General features: G+C 58.0%; 13 protein-coding genes and 1 tRNA gene. 1 reads left to right on the forward strand and 13 read right to left on the reverse strand.

Annotation, left to right across the window (positions count from 1 at the left end; all coding sequences use genetic code 11):
- Positions 1 to 50 precede the first annotated feature (50 nt).
- The 9 genes from BY454_RS14800 to BY454_RS14840 form a co-directional block, all read right to left on the reverse strand.
- Positions 51 to 1,034 carry a TAXI family TRAP transporter solute-binding subunit gene (locus BY454_RS14800; protein WP_104417306.1) on the reverse strand — a complete coding sequence of 328 codons (984 nt, stop codon included), beginning with the start codon at positions 1,032 to 1,034 and terminating at the stop codon, positions 51 to 53.
- Positions 1,035 to 1,244: 210 nt separating this feature from the next.
- Entirely contained in the window at positions 1,245 to 3,887 is a 2,643-nt protein-coding gene (gene pepN, locus BY454_RS14805; RefSeq protein ID WP_104417307.1) for an aminopeptidase N, read from the reverse strand.
- 27 nt (positions 3,888 to 3,914) lie between these two features.
- Complete coding sequence (locus tag BY454_RS14810; RefSeq protein ID WP_374953555.1) at positions 3,915 to 4,712, reverse strand: DUF2797 domain-containing protein; 798 nt, start codon at positions 4,710 to 4,712, stop codon at positions 3,915 to 3,917.
- 35 nt (positions 4,713 to 4,747) lie between these two features.
- Entirely contained in the window at positions 4,748 to 5,038 is a 291-nt protein-coding gene (locus BY454_RS14815) for a YeaC family protein (RefSeq protein ID WP_104417309.1), read from the reverse strand.
- Positions 5,039 to 5,218: 180 nt separating this feature from the next.
- Entirely contained in the window at positions 5,219 to 5,902 is a 684-nt protein-coding gene (locus BY454_RS14820; protein WP_258075671.1) for a rhomboid family intramembrane serine protease, read from the reverse strand.
- A 10-nt stretch (positions 5,903 to 5,912) separates the two neighbouring features.
- Positions 5,913 to 6,926 (reverse strand): metallophosphoesterase, encoded by a 1,014-nt coding sequence (locus BY454_RS14825; RefSeq protein ID WP_104417310.1) that lies wholly within the window; start codon positions 6,924 to 6,926, stop codon positions 5,913 to 5,915.
- A gap of 2 nt (positions 6,927 to 6,928) precedes the next feature.
- Positions 6,929 to 7,813, reverse strand: a complete 885-nt coding sequence (locus BY454_RS14830) for an NAD(+) kinase (protein ID WP_104417311.1) — start codon at positions 7,811 to 7,813, stop codon at positions 6,929 to 6,931.
- Positions 7,814 to 7,909: 96 nt separating this feature from the next.
- A complete protein-coding gene (locus BY454_RS14835) occupies positions 7,910 to 9,151 on the reverse strand; it encodes a DNA repair protein (protein ID WP_104417312.1) in 1,242 nt (413 codons plus the stop codon).
- Between the two features lie 87 nt (positions 9,152 to 9,238).
- Positions 9,239 to 11,302: an NADPH-dependent 2,4-dienoyl-CoA reductase gene (locus BY454_RS14840; protein WP_104417313.1), complete on the reverse strand. Its 2,064-nt coding sequence runs from the start codon at positions 11,300 to 11,302 to the stop codon at positions 9,239 to 9,241.
- Positions 11,303 to 11,415: 113 nt separating this feature from the next.
- Between BY454_RS14840 and BY454_RS14845 the strand changes: the two genes are divergently transcribed.
- Positions 11,416 to 12,468, forward strand: coding sequence for an AraC family transcriptional regulator (locus tag BY454_RS14845; protein WP_104417314.1), 1,053 nt, complete (start codon positions 11,416 to 11,418; stop codon positions 12,466 to 12,468).
- 18 nt (positions 12,469 to 12,486) lie between these two features.
- Here BY454_RS14845 and BY454_RS14850 read toward each other — a convergent pair.
- The 4 genes from BY454_RS14850 to BY454_RS14865 form a co-directional block, all read right to left on the reverse strand.
- Positions 12,487 to 12,563, reverse strand: a tRNA-Asp gene (locus tag BY454_RS14850).
- A gap of 133 nt (positions 12,564 to 12,696) precedes the next feature.
- Positions 12,697 to 14,271 (reverse strand): ATP-binding response regulator, encoded by a 1,575-nt coding sequence (locus tag BY454_RS14855; protein ID WP_104417315.1) that lies wholly within the window; start codon positions 14,269 to 14,271, stop codon positions 12,697 to 12,699.
- A gap of 51 nt (positions 14,272 to 14,322) precedes the next feature.
- Positions 14,323 to 14,943 carry a response regulator FixJ gene (gene fixJ / locus BY454_RS14860; RefSeq protein ID WP_104417316.1) on the reverse strand — a complete coding sequence of 207 codons (621 nt, stop codon included), beginning with the start codon at positions 14,941 to 14,943 and terminating at the stop codon, positions 14,323 to 14,325.
- A 57-nt stretch (positions 14,944 to 15,000) separates the two neighbouring features.
- Complete coding sequence (locus BY454_RS14865; RefSeq protein ID WP_104417317.1) at positions 15,001 to 17,409, reverse strand: Lon protease family protein; 2,409 nt, start codon at positions 17,407 to 17,409, stop codon at positions 15,001 to 15,003.
- Between the last annotated feature and the right edge of the window lie 274 nt (positions 17,410 to 17,683).

Here is a 17,683-nt window from a genome sequence, read left to right on the forward strand (position 1 = left end):
AACGTAAGCAGCGAAGCGGGCTTTCGCCCGCTCCGCCACTAACCAGCTGTTCAGTCGATCAGGCCGACTTCACGATAGTACTTCTCTGCACCTGGATGCAGCGGCGCACTCAGGGCGTCGGAGACCATCTCTTCCTTCTTCAGGTTGTTGAACGCCGGATGCAGGCGCTTGAAGCTGTCGAAGTTCTCAAACACAGCCTTCACTACCTGGTAAACCACCTCATCCGGCACGTCGGTCGAGGATACGAACGTTGCTGCCACACCGAAGGTGGTCACGTCTTCATCGGAGCCACGGTACATACCGCCCGGAATCACCGCTTCACGATAGTACGGGTTCTCCTCGATCAGCCGCTTGGTGGCGTCGTTCTTCACCTCTACGATAACGCTGTCACAGGAAGTGGTAGCTTCCTTGATCGCGCCGGAGGGGTGGCTAACAGTGTAGAAGAAGGCGTCGATGTTACCGTCACACAGTGCCTGGGACTGCTCGGCAGCCTTGATTTCGGCAGCCAGAGAGAACTTGTCCATAGTCCAGCCCATCTCGTCCATCAGCACCTCAGCAGTGGCACGCTGACCCGAACCCGGGTTACCAACGGATACGCGCTTGCCTTCCAGGTCTTCAAAAGTCTTGATTCCGGACTCTTTGCTGGCTACCACGGTGAACGGTTCCGGGTGCAGTGAGAAAACCGCACGCAGATCCTTGTTGGGGCCGTCATCCTTGAACTGGCTGGTACCGTTGTACGCATGGTACTGCCAGTCTGACTGAGCCACAGCCAGATCCAACTCGCCCTGGCGAATGGCGTTCAGGTTGTAGACAGACCCACCCGTGCTTTCGACAGAGCAACGGATACCGTGCTCTTCACGATCCATATTCACCAGACGACAAATTGCACCACCGGCTGGATAGTACACACCGGTTACACCACCGGTACCAATGGTCACGAAGCGTTGCTCCTGGGCAGAGACCGACGTGGAGGCAGCCCCCAGGCTGACAGCCGCGGCCATGGCAAGTGCAGAAGCTTTGAGTTTGAATGTCATGTGTGCTCTTCCTTATTTTTTCTGGTCTTTGTTATTGATTGTCCGGGCAAATAGCCGAACAAGCATCCAGTTCACTTTAGAACATAGAACACTTCCCAGCATAAATAAAGGCCGGATTTATGCTCCTAAGCGGCTGACCAATCAACAAAAAAGCCCGCCAATGCGGGCTCTCCGGAAACGTGGAACCGTCTCGGCGAGACGGGCCGGGCCTCAATCCGCCAGGCTTTTGTGCACCACTTCGTAAACGTCCTTGGACAGGGCTTCCTTGTCGCGAATGCTTTCCAGTGCTTTTTTCATTTGCTCGCTGTAAGTCGGTGCGAATTTCTTCCACCGGCTTAGCGGAGTCACCAGACGTGCTGCAATCTGCGGATTGCTGTCGTCAAGCCGGCAAATCACCTCTGCCAGAAACTCATAGCCGCTGCCATCCGGATTGTGGAAAGCCGGGAGGTTCTGGCCGGCAAATGCCCCAACCACGGAACGGACCTTGTTAGGGTTCTTCCAGTCGAAAGCCTCATGGCCCAGCAAGTGCCGGATATGGGGCAACTGACCGGTCTTGTGACTGGCGGACTGCACTGAGAACCACATCTCGACCACTTGCGGATCGTGCTGGAATTGCTCGTAGAACGCATCCAGCGCTTCGGTACGCTCCTGATCGAAACCGGAGTTCACCAGCGCCCGCAAGGCACCCAGCCGATCGGTCATGTTATCGGCGTTCTGGAACTGTTCGGTAGCCAGTGCCAGGGCCTCTTCGTCTCCGATATGCAGCAGCCAGCCAAGCGCAATGTTCTTCAGGCTGCGGCGGGCAATGGCGTCGGAAGTCAGCTCGTACTCACCCGCCTGGTTGTTTCTCTGGTAACAGGCCAGCAGGTCATCCCGCAGAGCATTGGCCAGGTGCAGCAAGACCCGCTCGCGGGCATGGTGAATGGACGGCACATCGGCCTGCTCAGACAACTCCACCAGGTAGTTTTCCGAGGGCAACTGCAGCATCTTGGCCACCAGAGCCTGGTCCAGGGAATCGTTATTCAACAGCCCACGGTAGGACTCAACCAACCTGGGCTCGATTTCGGTTTCGTCATCGTGGCCGATCAGGGACTGAATCACATCGATGGCCAGCCGCTGACCGGCGTCCCAGCGATTGAAGCCGTCCGGATCATGGCTCATCAGGAATAACAACTGCTCCCGGGCCCAGGGATAGTGGACACGGACCGGGGCGGAGAAGTCCCGCAGCAGGGACGGTACCGGCTTCTCATCCAGACCGTAGAACTCGAACCGATGTTCGGCGCCGGTGATCTCCAGGACCCTCTCGGTGGGCGCATCGGTTTCTGCAGCGTCCATGTTGAGGGGCAAAGCATCACCATTGCTGTCCAAAAGACCCAGCGCAAACGGGATATGCTGGGGCTTCTTGTTGGTCTGGCCCGGGGTGTCCGGCACGGTCTGGCGGATGGTCAGGCGGTAAACGCCCTGCTCGGCATCAAAGTCGTCCTCGACGTTGAGTACGGGCGTGCCGGCCTGCTCATACCACAGGCGGAACTGGGTCAGGTCACGACCGGAGGCGTCTTCCATGGCCTTGACGAAGTCGTCGGTGGTCACGGCCTGGCCGTCGTGGCGCTCAAAGTACAGATCACTGCCCTTGCGGAACATCTCCGATCCGAGCAGGTTGTGAATCATGCGCACCACTTCTTCCCCTTTCTCATAGATGGTCAGGGTGTAGAAGTTGCCAATTTCTATATACGAAGCTGGCCGAACCGGATGCGCCATGGGGCCGGCATCCTCGGCAAACTGGGCGGTGCGCAGCAAGGTTGCGTCTTCAATGCGCTTGACCGTGGGCGAACCTTCATCGGCTGAGAACTGGGCATCCCGGAACACGGTAAAGCCTTCTTTCAGGCTCAGTTGAAACCAGTCACGGCAGGTGACCCGGTTACCGGACCAGTTATGGAAATACTCATGGGCAACGATGGCTTCAATACGCTGGAAGATGGCGTCGGTGGCCGTCTCCTGGCTGGCCAGCACGCAGGAGGAGTTGAAAATGTTCAGCCCCTTGTTCTCCATCGCGCCCATGTTGAAGTCGTCAACGGCCACGATCATGAAGATATCCAGGTCGTATTCCCGGCCATAGACTTCTTCATCCCAACGCATGGCCCGTTTGAGCGAATCCATGGCGAAGTCGCACTTCTCCGAGTTGCGGGGCTCAACGTACATGCGCAGATCAATGTCACGACCAGAGCAGGTGGTAAAGCTGTCGCGCTTCTCAACCAGATCCCCCGCCACCAGGGCGAACAGATAGGAGGGTTTGGGGAAAGGGTCTTCCCAGGTCACGAAGTGGCGGCCGTTATCCAGATCGCCCTGCTCTACCGGGTTACCGTTGGACAGCAGCACCGGGTAGGCCGACTTGTCGGCCTCAATACGGGTGCGGAACCGGGCCATGACGTCCGGGCGGTCCGGGTAATACGTGATGCAACGGAAGCCTTCGGCTTCACACTGGGTGCAGAACATGCCGGAGGATTTGTAGAGGCCTTCCAGGCGGGTGTTGTTCTGGGGCTCGATCCAGGTCACCACCGCCAGCTGGAACTGCTCGGGCACGTCCGGTACCACCAGCTTGTCACCCCGGTCTTCGTAGGCGGTGCTCTCGAGCGTCTCGCCATTCAGGGCCACCGACTCGAGCTTCAGGCTGTCGCCATCCAGCTCCAGGGGTTTGCCGGTCTCTTGCGATTCGGGGTTGCGGCGCACGGTCAGCGTGCTGTGCACCCGGGCACCATCCTCGAACAGTTCAAACCTGAGCTCGATCTGCTCGACCAGGTAGGCCGGCACTTTGTATTCGCTCAGGTAAATAGTTTGTGGCTGATCGGTTCGCATTCACACTCTCCAGATAAAAACAGGGACTCAGTCGAGCACCCGGAACCGGACTTCGTAGCCGGTAAACTTGCGTATGTTGATCACTCCGGTGTCGAGAATCAGGTACTGGCCCTTGATGCCCTCCAGTAAACCTTCAACGTCCGGTGTCTTGTCCAGGTTGTGGGTTTTCACTTTTGACGGCCACACTTCTACAGGATAGCTGAGGGCCTGTGGGGATTCCTCAACCACACGAAGGCTATCTTCGCCATGCTCCTGCCTAAGCTGCGCCAGGTCGTCGCCAATCAGACCCAGAATCCGCTCGCGCTCGGCCTCCAGATCCAACTCCGGCACTTCACCCTTGAGCATGGCCCGCCAGTTGGTGCGATCCGCCACATGCTGTTTGCAGGCCACTTCCGCCAGGCCGGCCAAGTACCGGGTCGAGACGCGCAGCATGGGAATGGCATCCACCGCACCCTGGTCAATCCAGCGTGTGGGCACCTGGGTGCCGCGAGTGATGCCCACCTTGAGGCCGCTGGAATTAGCCAGATACACCACATGCTCGACCATGCAGTTGCGCTCGCCCCATTCCGGTTCCCGACAGGTTCCCAGATGGAAATGGCATTTTTCCGGGCTCATGATACAGCTGTCACAGGCCGCCAACTTCCGGAAACAGGGATAGCAGTAACCCTGGTTGAAGCTTTTCTTCGTGGTGCGGTCGCAGTGAATGCAGCGGATCACACCATCGAAATCCAGCCGCACCCGGCGCCCCACCAGTTCGTTTACGTTGATACGGGCATCGCCCACCGCCAACTGGTAACTGACGGGCGCCTCGGCGCTGGCCGGCATCTTGCGGAGCCGGCCGGTGACATCGATGAGCTCGCTCAAACCTTGACCTCGGTGAACTGGCTGGAGTCGGCCTCCGGCTTTTTCTTGCCCATATTGGCCATGGGGTCACAGGCGGTACCGGTTTTCTCACCGCGATCGATATAGCCTACGCGCTCTTCCTGAGCGATGTTGTGCCGGTCTTCATAGACAATCAGCGCTTCGAGAGTGGTTGCCCGCTGTTCAGGCGTCATCTTGCGGCCATCCGGCCACTTGCCAAGCTCAAGGGAACGCTTGAGGTTCTGATAAACCGTCGGATCCAGCCGCTCAATCAAATCTTCGTAGGTCATGCCTGCCTCCTGGAAAAATATTCATAAAAAACGGCAAATCCGTTTGACACACCTAAATGATAACAATTATCATTATCCCACCAAATGACAACGGTCGTAATCATTTGGTCTCTCTCATCAGAGCTCGAAAAAGCTCCTTTACAGCCTCACCGTTTGGTGGGGCTTTTTTTATCCCGCCGCTCAGCGCCACATGCGCCCGCGCAACGGCAACACGAGGGCACAAGCCAGCCCGGCGACAAAACCGCCCAGATGGGCTTCATTGGCCATGCGCCCGACGCCCATCACTTGCGGCAATGGGGTATAGCCAATCACCAGCCACAGCAAGGCAATGGTTACCAACGCGGGAGGGAACTGGAATCGTGGGCGACGTTGCTGGCTTAGCCAACAGAATGCCAACAGGCCGTAAACCACACCCGACAACCCGCCAAAAAGCGGGCCTGAGACCAAGTATTGCAGCACATTGGAGACCAGACTGGTCACCACAAACAGGATCACCAGCCGGCCACGACCGTCCATCCACTCCACCTGACTGCCAAGAAACCACATCATCACGGCGTTGAAGATCAGATGGGCCCAACTGAAATGCAGAAAATCCGGGGTCAACAGACGCCAGACCTGGCCACTGCCAAGGGTCGCCAGCAGCGCCTCAAGGCGACCACCAAACGTTTCAAAGGTACTCCAGGCAAAAGCCCGGGGGTCGACCATCAGCATGGACGCCGCCACCGAATTCTGGCCCATGCCGGTCAGCCAGACCGCAACCAGGGCGACAACAAGAATCGCAACCACCGCCGGTGCGTGTTGCGGCGATGGCTGCCAGCGACCGGACGGAGTGATCGGGGATGATTTACGTGTTTCCAAGCTCACCTCGTGCGAATCAGCGTGCCACGCTGTCTTCCGTGGCCGGGTAATCAGGCCGCTCCGGCTTGTCCACGTCAATCCAGACAAACTTGTCGGGCGACAGCACTTTCTCGCCGTCCATCCGGTAGGCCACCATTTTGTCGTTTTTCACGGCGCTGTAATCAATGCAGGCCACATTGTGTTTCAGTGGCGCCGGCTGCCCTTCCATCCAGTAATGGCCAACGAAAACCGGCGGCGCCTCGGGCGGATAGAACAACAGCTGCTCGCGCTCTTCCTCACTCAGGTGGCGGCTTGCAACTTCCGGAGGCAGTGGGTCCGGCTGGAACACCACATCGGCGTAGGTCTGCGGGTTCTCGGACCAGAACTTGGTGCGGAAAAACTCCCGCACATAGCCATCGGCACCGGTAATCGACATGCCTTCGGGCAGTTTGAGGTCGGTGCCACGCAGGAGTGTATCCATCACCTGGCCGGCGAAGGATTCGATGGCTGCCGATGCGTGCAAGAACTCTTCATCGATACAGCCATCCGGATGCAGCCGACGGAATTTGTCGATCAACTGCTGATCCCAGCAGGCGTGTACCACCCGGAAATGCTCTTCTTCGATAAACAGCGGAATGGTGTAAAACCAGTCCAGGAACTCGTTCCACTCATGGGGATACGGATCAAACTGCTCCAGGGTTTCCCGGATCAGACGGTTGTGCCGGTCATTGTGCTCGCGCAGGAAAGTCTTGCCGCTGCCTGGCCGTGCGCGAGTGCAGTAACCCATGGCGTTGTATTCGTGGTTACCCATGACAATGCGGGCGGCGCCGTGTTCCACCATATCGCGAACCAGATGCAGCGCCTCACGAATGTGCGGGCCACGGTCGATGATGTCGCCGATGAAGATGGCCTGACGGCGCGGGTGACGGTATACGCCGTTCGTTTTCTGATACCCCATCTGCTGCAACAACAGTTCCAGCGTGTGGGCACAACCATGGATGTCGCCAATGATGTCGTAACCACGGGGTTTCTGTGAAACATTTGCGACCATAATCAACTCGCTGCGATTTCGCTTGCCCAGCCCAGCTTGTCGCGACAAGTGGCATAGAAATTGTGATCCGTGGGATGGATCAAGCGAACCTTAAAGGGTTTCTTGCTGATACGGATAATATCGCCAGGCGCGCAGGCAATGTTCATCTGCCCGTCAAAACTGACCTGCGGGTAGGTTTCGTTGGTATCGGCCACCACCAGCTTGATTTCACTCTTGCCGTCCACCACGATCGGCCGGCTACTGAGCGTGTGCGGGAACATGGGCACCAGGGCAATGGCGTCCAGTTTCGGGTGCATGATGGGACCGCCCGCCGACAGGGAGTAGGCGGTCGAGCCGGTGGGCGTGGACACAATCAGGCCATCCGAACGCTGGCTGTAGACAAAGTGCCCATCGATATACAGATCAAAACCGATCATCCGGGTGGATTTACCCGGGTGCAGGACCACATCGTTCAGTGCGGAACCGTACCCCAGGGGCTGACCATTACGCTCCACATGGCCATCCAACAGGAAGCGGGACTCTTCCATGTAGTTGCCGGCCAGCACTTCTGCGAGACGGTCTTCAAGGTCTGAAGGAGAGATGTCGGTCAGGAAGCCAAGCCGACCGCGATTCACCCCGAGGATGGGGATCTTGGATTTGGCCAGTTCGCGGGCCGCGCCCAGCAGGCTGCCGTCGCCGCCCACCACAATCACCAGATCGCAGATTTCACCCAGTAATTTCTTGCTGGCCACCTGCAAGCCATGGCCGGGAACCATGGTTGCCGTGTCTTCCTCAAGGATGACGTGATAATCGTGCGCGGTGAGATACTGCTTAAGCTGCCGTAGCGACTCAACCACCTTGACGCTGCCCATGCGTCCGACAATACCGATGTTTCTGAACTGGTCCATGCGTTATCCCGTGATATCTGTATAGAGGGCTTGGCAGCCCGTTCCCGAACAATGGCAACAGGATAACAGTTTTACGAAACGCCGGCAGGCCTGGACTTACTGCAGTTGGTGCTGTTCACAGCGGTCATCGACACCGGGCCGGAATTCGGAAGGCTGGGTCACACGCATGATCGGCTCACCACAGGCTTTACCACTGGCATCCTGGTGTTTGCACTCGGGCTTTTCATAGTGCGCGAGCCATTCCCGGTAAGCGGGCTCATTCATGCCACAGCGTTCTGCGGCGTAGGCAACCGGGTTCCGGAAATAGGTGTCGATATCGTCATAAGGCAGCGTGATGTGACCAACGCCGGGATGATACGCCACCAGGAATACCGCCTGCCGCTGCAGGTGTGACATGATGGAATCTTCAACGGGTTCCTGATCCTGCAGCTCCTGATTCTTGCTCTCCAGGGCCGCAATGGTTTCGTCCCTCAGCTCCAGCTCCCGCTGTTTCCGGTCCAATTGTTCACGTAACAAAACCATCTCGGCGTTAGCAGCTGCCTGGTCTTCCTCACTACCCTCATCAGTAGCCAGCTGTTCCTGCATCTGCAGGTATTGTTCATTGCGTTTGGCCAGTCGATGCTTGAGCTGCTCATTGGCAATCCGCAACCGCTCGGCCTGCTGCTTGAGGTCGGAAACCTCATTACGCAACGTCTGCAGCTCCAGGCGGTGTTCGCGCTGAAGCTCCGCCATGGATTCACGATGGGCGCTTTGCAGGGTTTTGATTCGCAGGCGTTGTTCCCGAAGCATCTGGGCCGCCTTGGCGCGCTCTTCCCCGCTTTCCTGCTGGGCCGGCTGCCCACCAGCCTGCAGCGTGGGAATCTCTTCAGGCTCTTTCGGCTTTGGCGGCTCCGCTTTCTGGAAACGCAATTTGTTAGCCTCGACGGCCTTGCGGATGGCCTGGAAATGATTGCTGCCCGGTGTCATATCCGGGTCCCAGAGTTCGTTGGCGAATGCCGGGTCCGGGCACTGACTGCGACACACCAGTCGAATCGGACCACCACCCAGATCCGGGCCACTGGCTCCACGTTCGGCCATGGACTCCACCGGCACGTTCCAGCTGCTGTCGGCCCGGCCTTCCTCATCAAACCAGATGCGGAAAAACACCAGCGAGCGGATGGTCAGATCGGGATTGAGGTTAACCAGAACCGCCCTCACATCGGTTTCAGCCAGGTCTGTCAGCCCAACATAGCCATCCAGGAAAGCGCCAAACTCCGACCAGCGCATCTGCCGGTCAACCTGACTGCCGTCCATGAAGAACACTGCATCGTGGCCTTCGCCCCCCTGGCCATTAACCATTCGTTGTCTCCAGAATCAGGAAATGTCTTGGCACTAGTCTAGCCCGAGACCTCCCGTAACACAGCGACAAAGCGCAAAGTTTTGCGATCAGATCTCGGCAGCCAGGCGACACCCCTGGTTGATCGCCCGCTTGGCATCCAGCTCGGCGGCCACATCGGCGCCCCCGATGAGGTGCACGGGCATGCCTGCCGACTCCAGGCCCGCCTGCAGTTCCCGCAACGGCTCCTGCCCCGCACAGATAATAATGGTATCGACCGGCAGCACCTGATCTTCACCCTGATCGGCCCCCTTGGGCGTAATGGTGACGTGCAGGCCTTCATCATCGATTTTCCGATAGCTCACGCCCGGAATCATCTGCACATTGCGATGACGAAGCGAGGTGCGGTGTACCCAGCCAGTGGTCTTGCCCAGGTTCTTGCCCACCTTGGAGCTTTTGCGCTGCAGCAGATAAACCTGGCGCGCCGGCTCCGGGATCTCCGGCTTCACACCCTTGACGCCGCCGCGATGCTCCACGGAGAGATCCACGCCCCACTCCTTCATGAAGTGGTCGGTATTGAGGGCCGGGGAATCCCCCTTGTGTACGATGAATTCGGAAACATCAAAACCGATGCCTCCAGCCCCGATCACTGCAACGGTCTGCCCTACCGGCTTGCGCTCAAGCAACGCATCCAGGTAGCCGATCACCTTGGGATGATCGATCCCTTCTATCTCCGGAATGCGAGGCTCAACGCCGGTGGCCAGGATGACTTCGTCAAAGCCACCGGCTTGCAGGTCCTCGACAGATACACGGGTATTGAGCTGCACGTCCACACCATGCTTGTCCAGCATCACTTGGTAGTAACGCAGGGTTTCGTGGAATTCTTCCTTTCCGGGAATCCGTTTGGCGACATTGAACTGACCACCGATTCTGTCCGCCGCCTCAAAGAGCGTTACCCGGTGGCCCCGCTCGGCCGCGACCGAGGCGAACGCCATGCCCGCAGGACCTGCCCCCACCACTGCAATAGACTTCGGCTGTGAGGTTTTCACATAGCTCAGTTCCGTCTCGTGGCAGGCCCTGGGATTTACCAGACAGGAGGTCAGTTTGCCGGCGAAGGTGTGGTCCAGACAGGCCTGGTTACAGGCTATGCAGGTATTGATCTCCTGGGCGCGATCCTCCGCTGCCTTAAGCACCAGCTCCGAGTCTGCCAGGAAGGGCCGGGCCATGGACACCATGTCCGCCTGCCCTTCAGCCAGCACCCTTTCGGCCACATCGGGCATATTGATGCGGTTGGTGGTCACCAGGGGAATGCTCACAGCGCCTTTAAGGTGGGCCGTCACCTTGGTGAAAGCGGCTCGAGGCACTGAGGTCACGATGGTGGGCACCCGGGCTTCGTGCCAACCGATGCCGGTATTGATGATGGTGGCACCCGCCTTTTCGATTTCCTGCGCCAGCTGCACCACTTCCTGCCAGGTGCTGCCCTCTTCGATCAGATCCAGCATGGAAAGCCGGTAAATCAGGATGAACTTCTCGCCAACCCGCTCTCGCACCCGGCGCACGATTTCCAGCGGCAGGCGAATCCGGTTCTCGTAACTGCCGCCCCACTGGTCGGTGCGGTGGTTGGTGTGAGGCACGATGAACTGGTTGATGAAGTACCCTTCCGACCCCATGATCTCCACGCCATCGTAGCCCGCCCGCTGGGCCAGGGCCGCGCAGTTCACGTAATCGTCAATCTGCTTCTGGATGCCGACTTCATCAAGCTCTTTGGGGGTAAACGGGTTGATCGGGGCCTTGATGGCAGAGGGCGCGACCAATTCTGGCGAATAAGCGTAACGACCGGCGTGCAGAATCTGCATACAGATCTTGCCATCGGCCTGGTGCACCGCCTCGGTGATCACCCGATGCCGGTCTGACTCTTCCTCGGTGCTCATCTTGGCGGCGTGCTGGAATACCGACCCTTCGCTGTTGGGGCCTATACCCCCGGTCACAATCAGGCCAACGCCGCCGCGGGCACGCTCGGCGTAGAACTCGGCCAAGCGCTCGAATCCATTCGGAACTTCTTCCAGCCCGGTATGCATCGACCCCATCAACGTCCGGTTGCGCAGAGTGGTGAATCCAAGATCAAGCGGCTGGAACAGGTTTGGATAGCGTTCGTTGCCGGAGGCTGTGGACATCGGTGCATTCCTCTTTGTTGTTTTCGATCTCCTCACCTTAGCGGGTGCCTTTACCGTCAACAATATCCAAACCTAACATTTCATTATCTCTGACCAACATTGATAATAGGAGCATGCAAACAACGACCACCGCCACACAAAATGCCCTGGGCGACATCAGCTTGCTGCACGTTGCCGTCCTGCTGAAGGCCGCTCAAGCCGAAGGGGCAGACACTGAAGCGTTGAAACGGCAGTTCCGCCTCGACAGCCCCGAGCTGACATCAGCGGACGCCCGAATCAGCATTCCACGTTTCATGCGCCTGGGCCACGCCGCCATTGCTGCCACCGGAAATCCGGCACTGGGCCTGCGAATCGGCGCTTTCACCCGGCCCGTGGATGCCGGCCTTGCCGGCCTGGCTGCCGAAACCGCCAACACCATTCACCAGGGTATGGCCACGCTGGTCCGCTATAGCTTGCTGACCAGCCAGAACTCCCGGGGCGAGCCAAGCGTGGACACCGGCCAGCACACCCTCAGGTTCTACTCAATCCGCCCCTACAATGCCTACAACTATTTCGTGGTGGATTCTGTGCTGGCTGGCTGGGCCCAACTGGCCCGCCACATGGCCGGCCAGTTCCAGGTACTGGAAAAAGTATGCATTGAATACCCATCCCGGGGCCTGGACGACGTCTTTGAGCGCTGGTTTGGTTGCCCGGTTGAGTTTGGGGCGAAGGAAAACTCAATTCGTTTCAGAACTGCCTGCTGGCACGGTACTCCGGTACAGGCTCACGCCAGCATGCATGACAAACTTCGGGCGATGTGCGAACGGGAACTTGAACAGATTCGCCGGGGATGGCGGGTCAGCGACCGGGTACGGCATCTGATGACCCCGCTATTGCAGGGCAAAACACCGACACTGGCGGCACTGGCAACCAAATTGGGAACCACGCCCTGGACTCTCCAACGGCAGCTGGCGGCGGAAGGCACCGGGTTCCAGCAATTGCTGGACAAGACACGTCAGCATCTGGCGCGGGATTACCTGAAGGAGACGGACAGTTCGCTGGCGGAAATCGCGTGGCTTCTGGGGTTTGCCAACCCACCCGCGTTTCACAAGGCCTACAGACGGTGGTACGGGACCAGTCCGGGCGATGATCGCGAAAAGCTGAAATCGAACAAAAGGGAAAATTAAAACAAGAGGGGGAATAAATGGCGGAGCGGACGGGACTCGAACCCGCGACCCCCGGCGTGACAGGCCGGTATTCTAACCAACTGAACTACCGCTCCGCGTAGTCGGCCCAAGCTGTGCTGATGACTGCTTGGTGACAACGAGGGCGCATTATATAGATGCCCCCGATTATGTCAACGCTTTCAAATGTTTTTTCCTGAATATTTTTTCAGGGCCAGCCCGCGTTTGCGCTCAGGCTTCGTCCGGCGTGCAGGGCTCACCCTCAACACCCGCCACCGGCAGGGTGAAATAGAAACAGGCGCCGCCATCTTCCGGACGCTCAAACGCAATGTCCCCACCCTGAGCCTGAATCAGCGACCGACAGGTAGCCAGGCCGATGCCCATGCCGTCGTCCTTGGTGGTGTGGAACGGGTGAAACAGCATTTCCTCTGCCTGTTCCGACACGCCAACGCCGTGATCACGCACCTGAATGCGCACGCAATGCTGGCCACAACGCCGGGCACTGACTTCCACCGGCGCATCGGATTCAGCAGCCCGGGTTGACTCAAGGGCGTTGCGAATCAGATTCAGCGCTACTTGCTGCACCTGAATCGGATCGGCCAGAACATCAGGCAGGCCCTCTTCCAATTGAACCTCAATGCCGCCGGCGTTGTTACGCATATCCACTTCAGCAAATTGACGGGTATCTTCCAGCAGCGTCGGTACCGACACCACTTCCTTGCCTGTCGCCGGCTTTTTCATGAACTTGCGAATACGGCGGATGATCTCGCTCGCGCGGTGGGACTGGGCTTCGATTTTATCCAGGGTCTGGCGCAGCAGGTCAAGGTCTGGCTGCTCCTTGGCCATCATCCGCTTGGAAACGCGGGCATAGTTGGTAATCGCGGTCAGCGGTTGATTCACCTCATGGGCAAAGCCGGCGGCCATTTCCCCCATGGTGGTGAGGCGAGAGGTGTGGGCGAGTTGATCCCGCTGTTCCTGAACCAGAGTCCGGGCATCTTCCAGAGCCTGCTCACTTTCCAGCTCGGCGCTGATGTCGCGAAAAACAACGACGGCACCATGCAGCTCTTCATCATCGAGGAGCTTCGGGGTTGCCCGATATTCGGCCGGGAAGGTGGTTCCGTCCACACGGAGCATCTGGATATCACGTTGGCTTTCCACCACACCCTGCTGACAAGTAGCCATAACCGGCAATGTCTCGGGCGCCTCGTCTCCACTGGCAAAGTGCAGCTCGAAGAAACTCTTGCCAATCAACTCTTCGGCGGGACAACCAACAATCGTCGCTGCCGCCGGATTGGCGAATTCAATAATGCCATTCTCATCCAGGCCATAAATGCCTTCACTGATGGAGTTGAGAATGCGGGTCTGGTCGCCCTGCAGCTCGCGATTGCGGCTCTGCATCTCCCGTTCCAGACGAATCACCCGGGCATGGGTTTTCACCCGGGCAATGACTTCCTGGGACTCAAAAGGCTTGGCGATGTAATCGGCGCCGCCCAGGGAAAAGCCTTTTACCTTGGCCTGAAGGTCATCCAGGGCCGAAAGGAAAACCACGGCGGAGTCGGCGGTATCGGGGTCGGCCTTCAGGCGTTCACACACCTCATAGCCATCCATTTCCGGCATCATGATGTCCAGCAGGATGACTTCGGGGTGGTGCCTGTGGGCCAGGTCCAGCGCCTTCTCGCCCTCGTTGGCGATCAGCAGCCGGTAACCTTTGTCTTTCAGGGTCTCATAGAGGACTTTCAGGTTCTGCGGGTTATCGTCCACCAGCAGGACCGTCACCTCCGGGTTTTCGGTGACAACATCAGTCATAGACACAGAGCCGGTTAAAAAAGTGACAGCATAATGACGACACTCAGCCGGCTAGTCGATAAGGTCCTTTACTGACAACACCATACGGACCAGGTGCGCCAGGGAATGGGTGCCCATCTTGTGCATAACGCGGGAGCGGTGAATCTCCACGGTGCGCTGGCTGATCTCCAGCTCAATGGCAATCACCTTGTTGGCCTGGCCAGCAATCATCCGGTCCATGATTTCACGCTCGCGCGGCGTCAGGCTTTTAACCCGACGAATGATTTCCTGTTTTTCATCCAGGGATTTGCGCTGTTCGCGGTCCTGCTCCAGGGCGGCTTCGATCTTTTCCAGCAACGCTTCCTCGCGGTACGGCTTCTGGATGAAATCCACCGCGCCTTCTTTCATGGCATCCACCGCCATGGGCACATCACCATGACCCGTCACAAAAATGATCGGCAGGATGGAGTGCTTTTCGTTCAGTTTCTTCTGCAGCTCCATACCATCCATGCCAGGCATACGAATATCCAGCACAATACAGCCGGCCATCTGGTCGGAGTAGTCCTTGAGGAAGGCACTGGCGCTCTCGTAGGTTTGCACCGGCTTGTCGTCGGATTTCAACAACAACTCCAGTGAATCACGGACGGCCTCGTCGTCCTCTACTACATACACAGTCTGCTGGATATCAGTCATGGATCGGTTTTCTCCTGTCCGTTTGTTATTGGCCTGTCCGTTTTATTATTTGACCGGTCAGTGGATGGACGGATCTTTGTGCTCGTCCCGGGCGTGTTCCTGGCGTTCATGTTCGCGCATTTTTTCCAAGCGTTGCTGAATAATGCCAAAAACGCTTTGTTTGGGATAGCGGCCCTTGGCGTCGGCCTTGCCGGCAGGCTTACCCAATAACAGTGTAATCGCCTCCTCCACCGTAGCAACCGGATACACCGAAAACTCGCCAGCGCGACAGGCTTTGACCACCTCCATATCCAGCATCAGGTTCTGGACATTGGTGTGAGGAATGATCACGCCCTGGGTACCCGTCAGACCATCTTTTAGTTCGCAGGTGGCAAAGAACCCTTCGACCTTTTCGTTCACGCCGCCGATAGGCTGGACCTGGCCGAACTGGTTGAACGAGCCGGTAATGGCCATATCCTGGCGTACCGGCACGCCCGAGAGGGACGATAAAAGGGCAACCAGCTCCGCCAATGAAGCGCTGTCGCCGTCCACTTCGCCGTAGTTCTGCTCAAACGTGAGACTGGCCGACAAGTGCATGGGGTCGTCCACGGAAAAGTGGGACGCCAACCAGGAGCTGATGATCATCACGCCCTTGGAATGCAGATTGCCACCGAGCTTCACATCCCGCTCGATGTCCATTACGCCGCCGTCCCCATAATAACAGGTGGCGGTAACCCGGTTGGACAGCCCGAACTCAAACCCGCCGGTGGAAAGAACCGACAACGCATTCACCTGCCCCACGCAGGTGCCGGTGGTGGATACCAGCGTAGAGCCATCCCGGATAGAATCGTAAAACTGGTCCCGGATCCGGCTACTACGGTATTTGGCACTCTCCAGCGCCCGCTCCACATGCACTTCTGAAATCAGCTTGGCGCCGGCCTGGCGGGCCCAGAAGTCAGATTCGCGCAGCAGGTTGGCGATATCGGCAGCGTGCAGGGACAACCGGTCCTGATGCTCGGCCATGCGGGCACTGTGTTCGATGATCCGGGCCACGCCCTTGTTGGTGCAATGCAGCAACTCTTTTTCCACCACCAGGCTGGCGATGAATTTCGCGTACAGCATCTGGCTGTCGTCACTGCGATACATTTCGTTTTCGAAGTCGGCAGTCACCCGGAACAGCTCGGCAAATTCGGGATCGTGCTCCTGAAGAAGCATCCAGGTTTCCCGGTCGCCGAACAGGACGATTTTTACATCCAGGGGGACGGCTTCGGGCTCAATGGAGATGGTGCCGGAAAGCGTGAGTTCCCGCTCCAGGGAATTGATCTGGATCGAACGTGAACGCAGTGCACGCTTCAGCCCGTCCCAGACAAAGGACTGCTCCAGTACCTTGATGGCGTCCATCAACAGGTAGCCGCCATTGGCCTTGTGCAGGCTGCCGGGACGAATCAGGGAGAAGTCGGTGAAGACGGTGCCTTTGTAGGTCACATTCTCCACGTAGCCGAACAGGTTGTGGTAGGTGGGATTGTCCTCCACCACCACCGGCACCTCGTTGTTTTTCTGGTGCACAACCACGTTGACGAGATAACGCCGGGGCATTTTCTTTTCCAGCGAGGCATAGGCAATGGCGGCCTGCTCGTCGTCATCGTCGAGAAAAATATCCAGGTTTTCGGCCAGATCGCCGCGAATCGCCTCCAGATGCGCCACCACATCCGGCAAATCCTTGTATTTTTCCGTCAGCTCATCAATCTGGTGGCCGGAAATGGCTTCCAGCGTTTCCTGGTTCAGGGCCTGCTGCTTTTCGGCGTACTCCTGCTCCCAGTCCGCCAGCTTGCGAACCGCCTGGCGAAGTTTTTTCTCAAGCTTGGTGATGACCTCCTCGAACTTCTGCCGCTGTTCCTCGGAAAGCTCCTGAAAAGTCTCCGCCGTGTGTGGCTCCTCGCCGTTCATGGCCACCAGGCGATAGCCACCCGGGGTGGTCACCGTCAGGCGCACCTTTTTGCGTTTGGCCTGCTCGGCCACTTTCTCAAGCTCGTCTTCCTGCTTCTTGCCGTACTCGTCTTTGAGGCTTTCGGCCCGCTCCAGGAAGTTATCCCCCTCGAAGGTCTGGGGGATCATCTTCACCAGACGTGACATCAGCTTTTCCATGTCCTGCTTGAGCTCGGTGCCCATACCTGAGGGCAGCTTCAACAGCTTCGGATTTCTGGGCTCCTCGAAGTTGGCGACATAGCACCAGTCATGGGTCTGCTGGTCCGTATCCACATGGTGCTCAAGGTACCGGAGCATCATGGTGCGCTTGCCCAACCCGTTGCGACCCACGGCGTATACGTTATAGCCACCATGGGGCATCGCCAGGGCGAACCGGACCGCTTCCTGGGCTCGATTCTGGCCGACAATTTCAGACAGGGGCTCGAGCTGCCGAGTGGTTTTAAAAGGCAGATCTTTGAGAACGCAGGATTTATACAACTGATGCAATGGCAATGACTTCAAGATGGAATCCCGTCAGTGTCGTTTTGAAATAACAATAAGTTGGCCATTGTAGTGGCTGAGGGGCGGGCTGTCGCGGTTTTGGTGGCGGGAGAAATGGTAGTTTAAAAGCGACCGGACCTCCCCGGCTTAGGCACTGCCTCTGCTTTAGTACCCGGCAAAGCTGGGGCCGCCTTCCCGGGAACCGCTACAAGCACATATATGTAGACCTCTTGTTGTGCAAGCCCCGAAGCGCTCGGTGGAGTAAAAAGTTAATCAGGTAAAACTGCGCACGTAT

The sequence above is a fragment of the Marinobacter persicus genome (assembly GCF_002934325.1).
GTDB lineage: Bacteria > Pseudomonadota > Gammaproteobacteria > Pseudomonadales > Oleiphilaceae > Marinobacter > Marinobacter persicus_A.

Coding starts and splice junctions, on each gene's coding strand:
- BY454_RS14800 (WP_104417306.1), bottom strand. CDS start 1,034: ATGACATTCAAACTCAAAGCTTCTGCACTTGCCATGGCCGCGGCTGTC.
- pepN (WP_104417307.1), bottom strand. CDS start 3,887: ATGCGAACCGATCAGCCACAAACTATTTACCTGAGCGAATACAAAGTG.
- BY454_RS14810 (WP_374953555.1), bottom strand. CDS start 4,712: ATGCCGGCCAGCGCCGAGGCGCCCGTCAGTTACCAGTTGGCGGTGGGC.
- BY454_RS14815 (WP_104417309.1), bottom strand. CDS start 5,038: ATGACCTACGAAGATTTGATTGAGCGGCTGGATCCGACGGTTTATCAG.
- BY454_RS14825 (WP_104417310.1), bottom strand. CDS start 6,926: ATGGTCGCAAATGTTTCACAGAAACCCCGTGGTTACGACATCATTGGC.
- BY454_RS14830 (WP_104417311.1), bottom strand. CDS start 7,813: ATGGACCAGTTCAGAAACATCGGTATTGTCGGACGCATGGGCAGCGTC.
- BY454_RS14835 (WP_104417312.1), bottom strand. CDS start 9,151: ATGGTTAATGGCCAGGGGGGCGAAGGCCACGATGCAGTGTTCTTCATG.
- BY454_RS14840 (WP_104417313.1), bottom strand. CDS start 11,302: ATGTCCACAGCCTCCGGCAACGAACGCTATCCAAACCTGTTCCAGCCG.
- BY454_RS14845 (WP_104417314.1), top strand. CDS start 11,416: ATGCAAACAACGACCACCGCCACACAAAATGCCCTGGGCGACATCAGC.
- BY454_RS14855 (WP_104417315.1), bottom strand. CDS start 14,271: ATGACTGATGTTGTCACCGAAAACCCGGAGGTGACGGTCCTGCTGGTG.
- fixJ (WP_104417316.1), bottom strand. CDS start 14,943: ATGACTGATATCCAGCAGACTGTGTATGTAGTAGAGGACGACGAGGCC.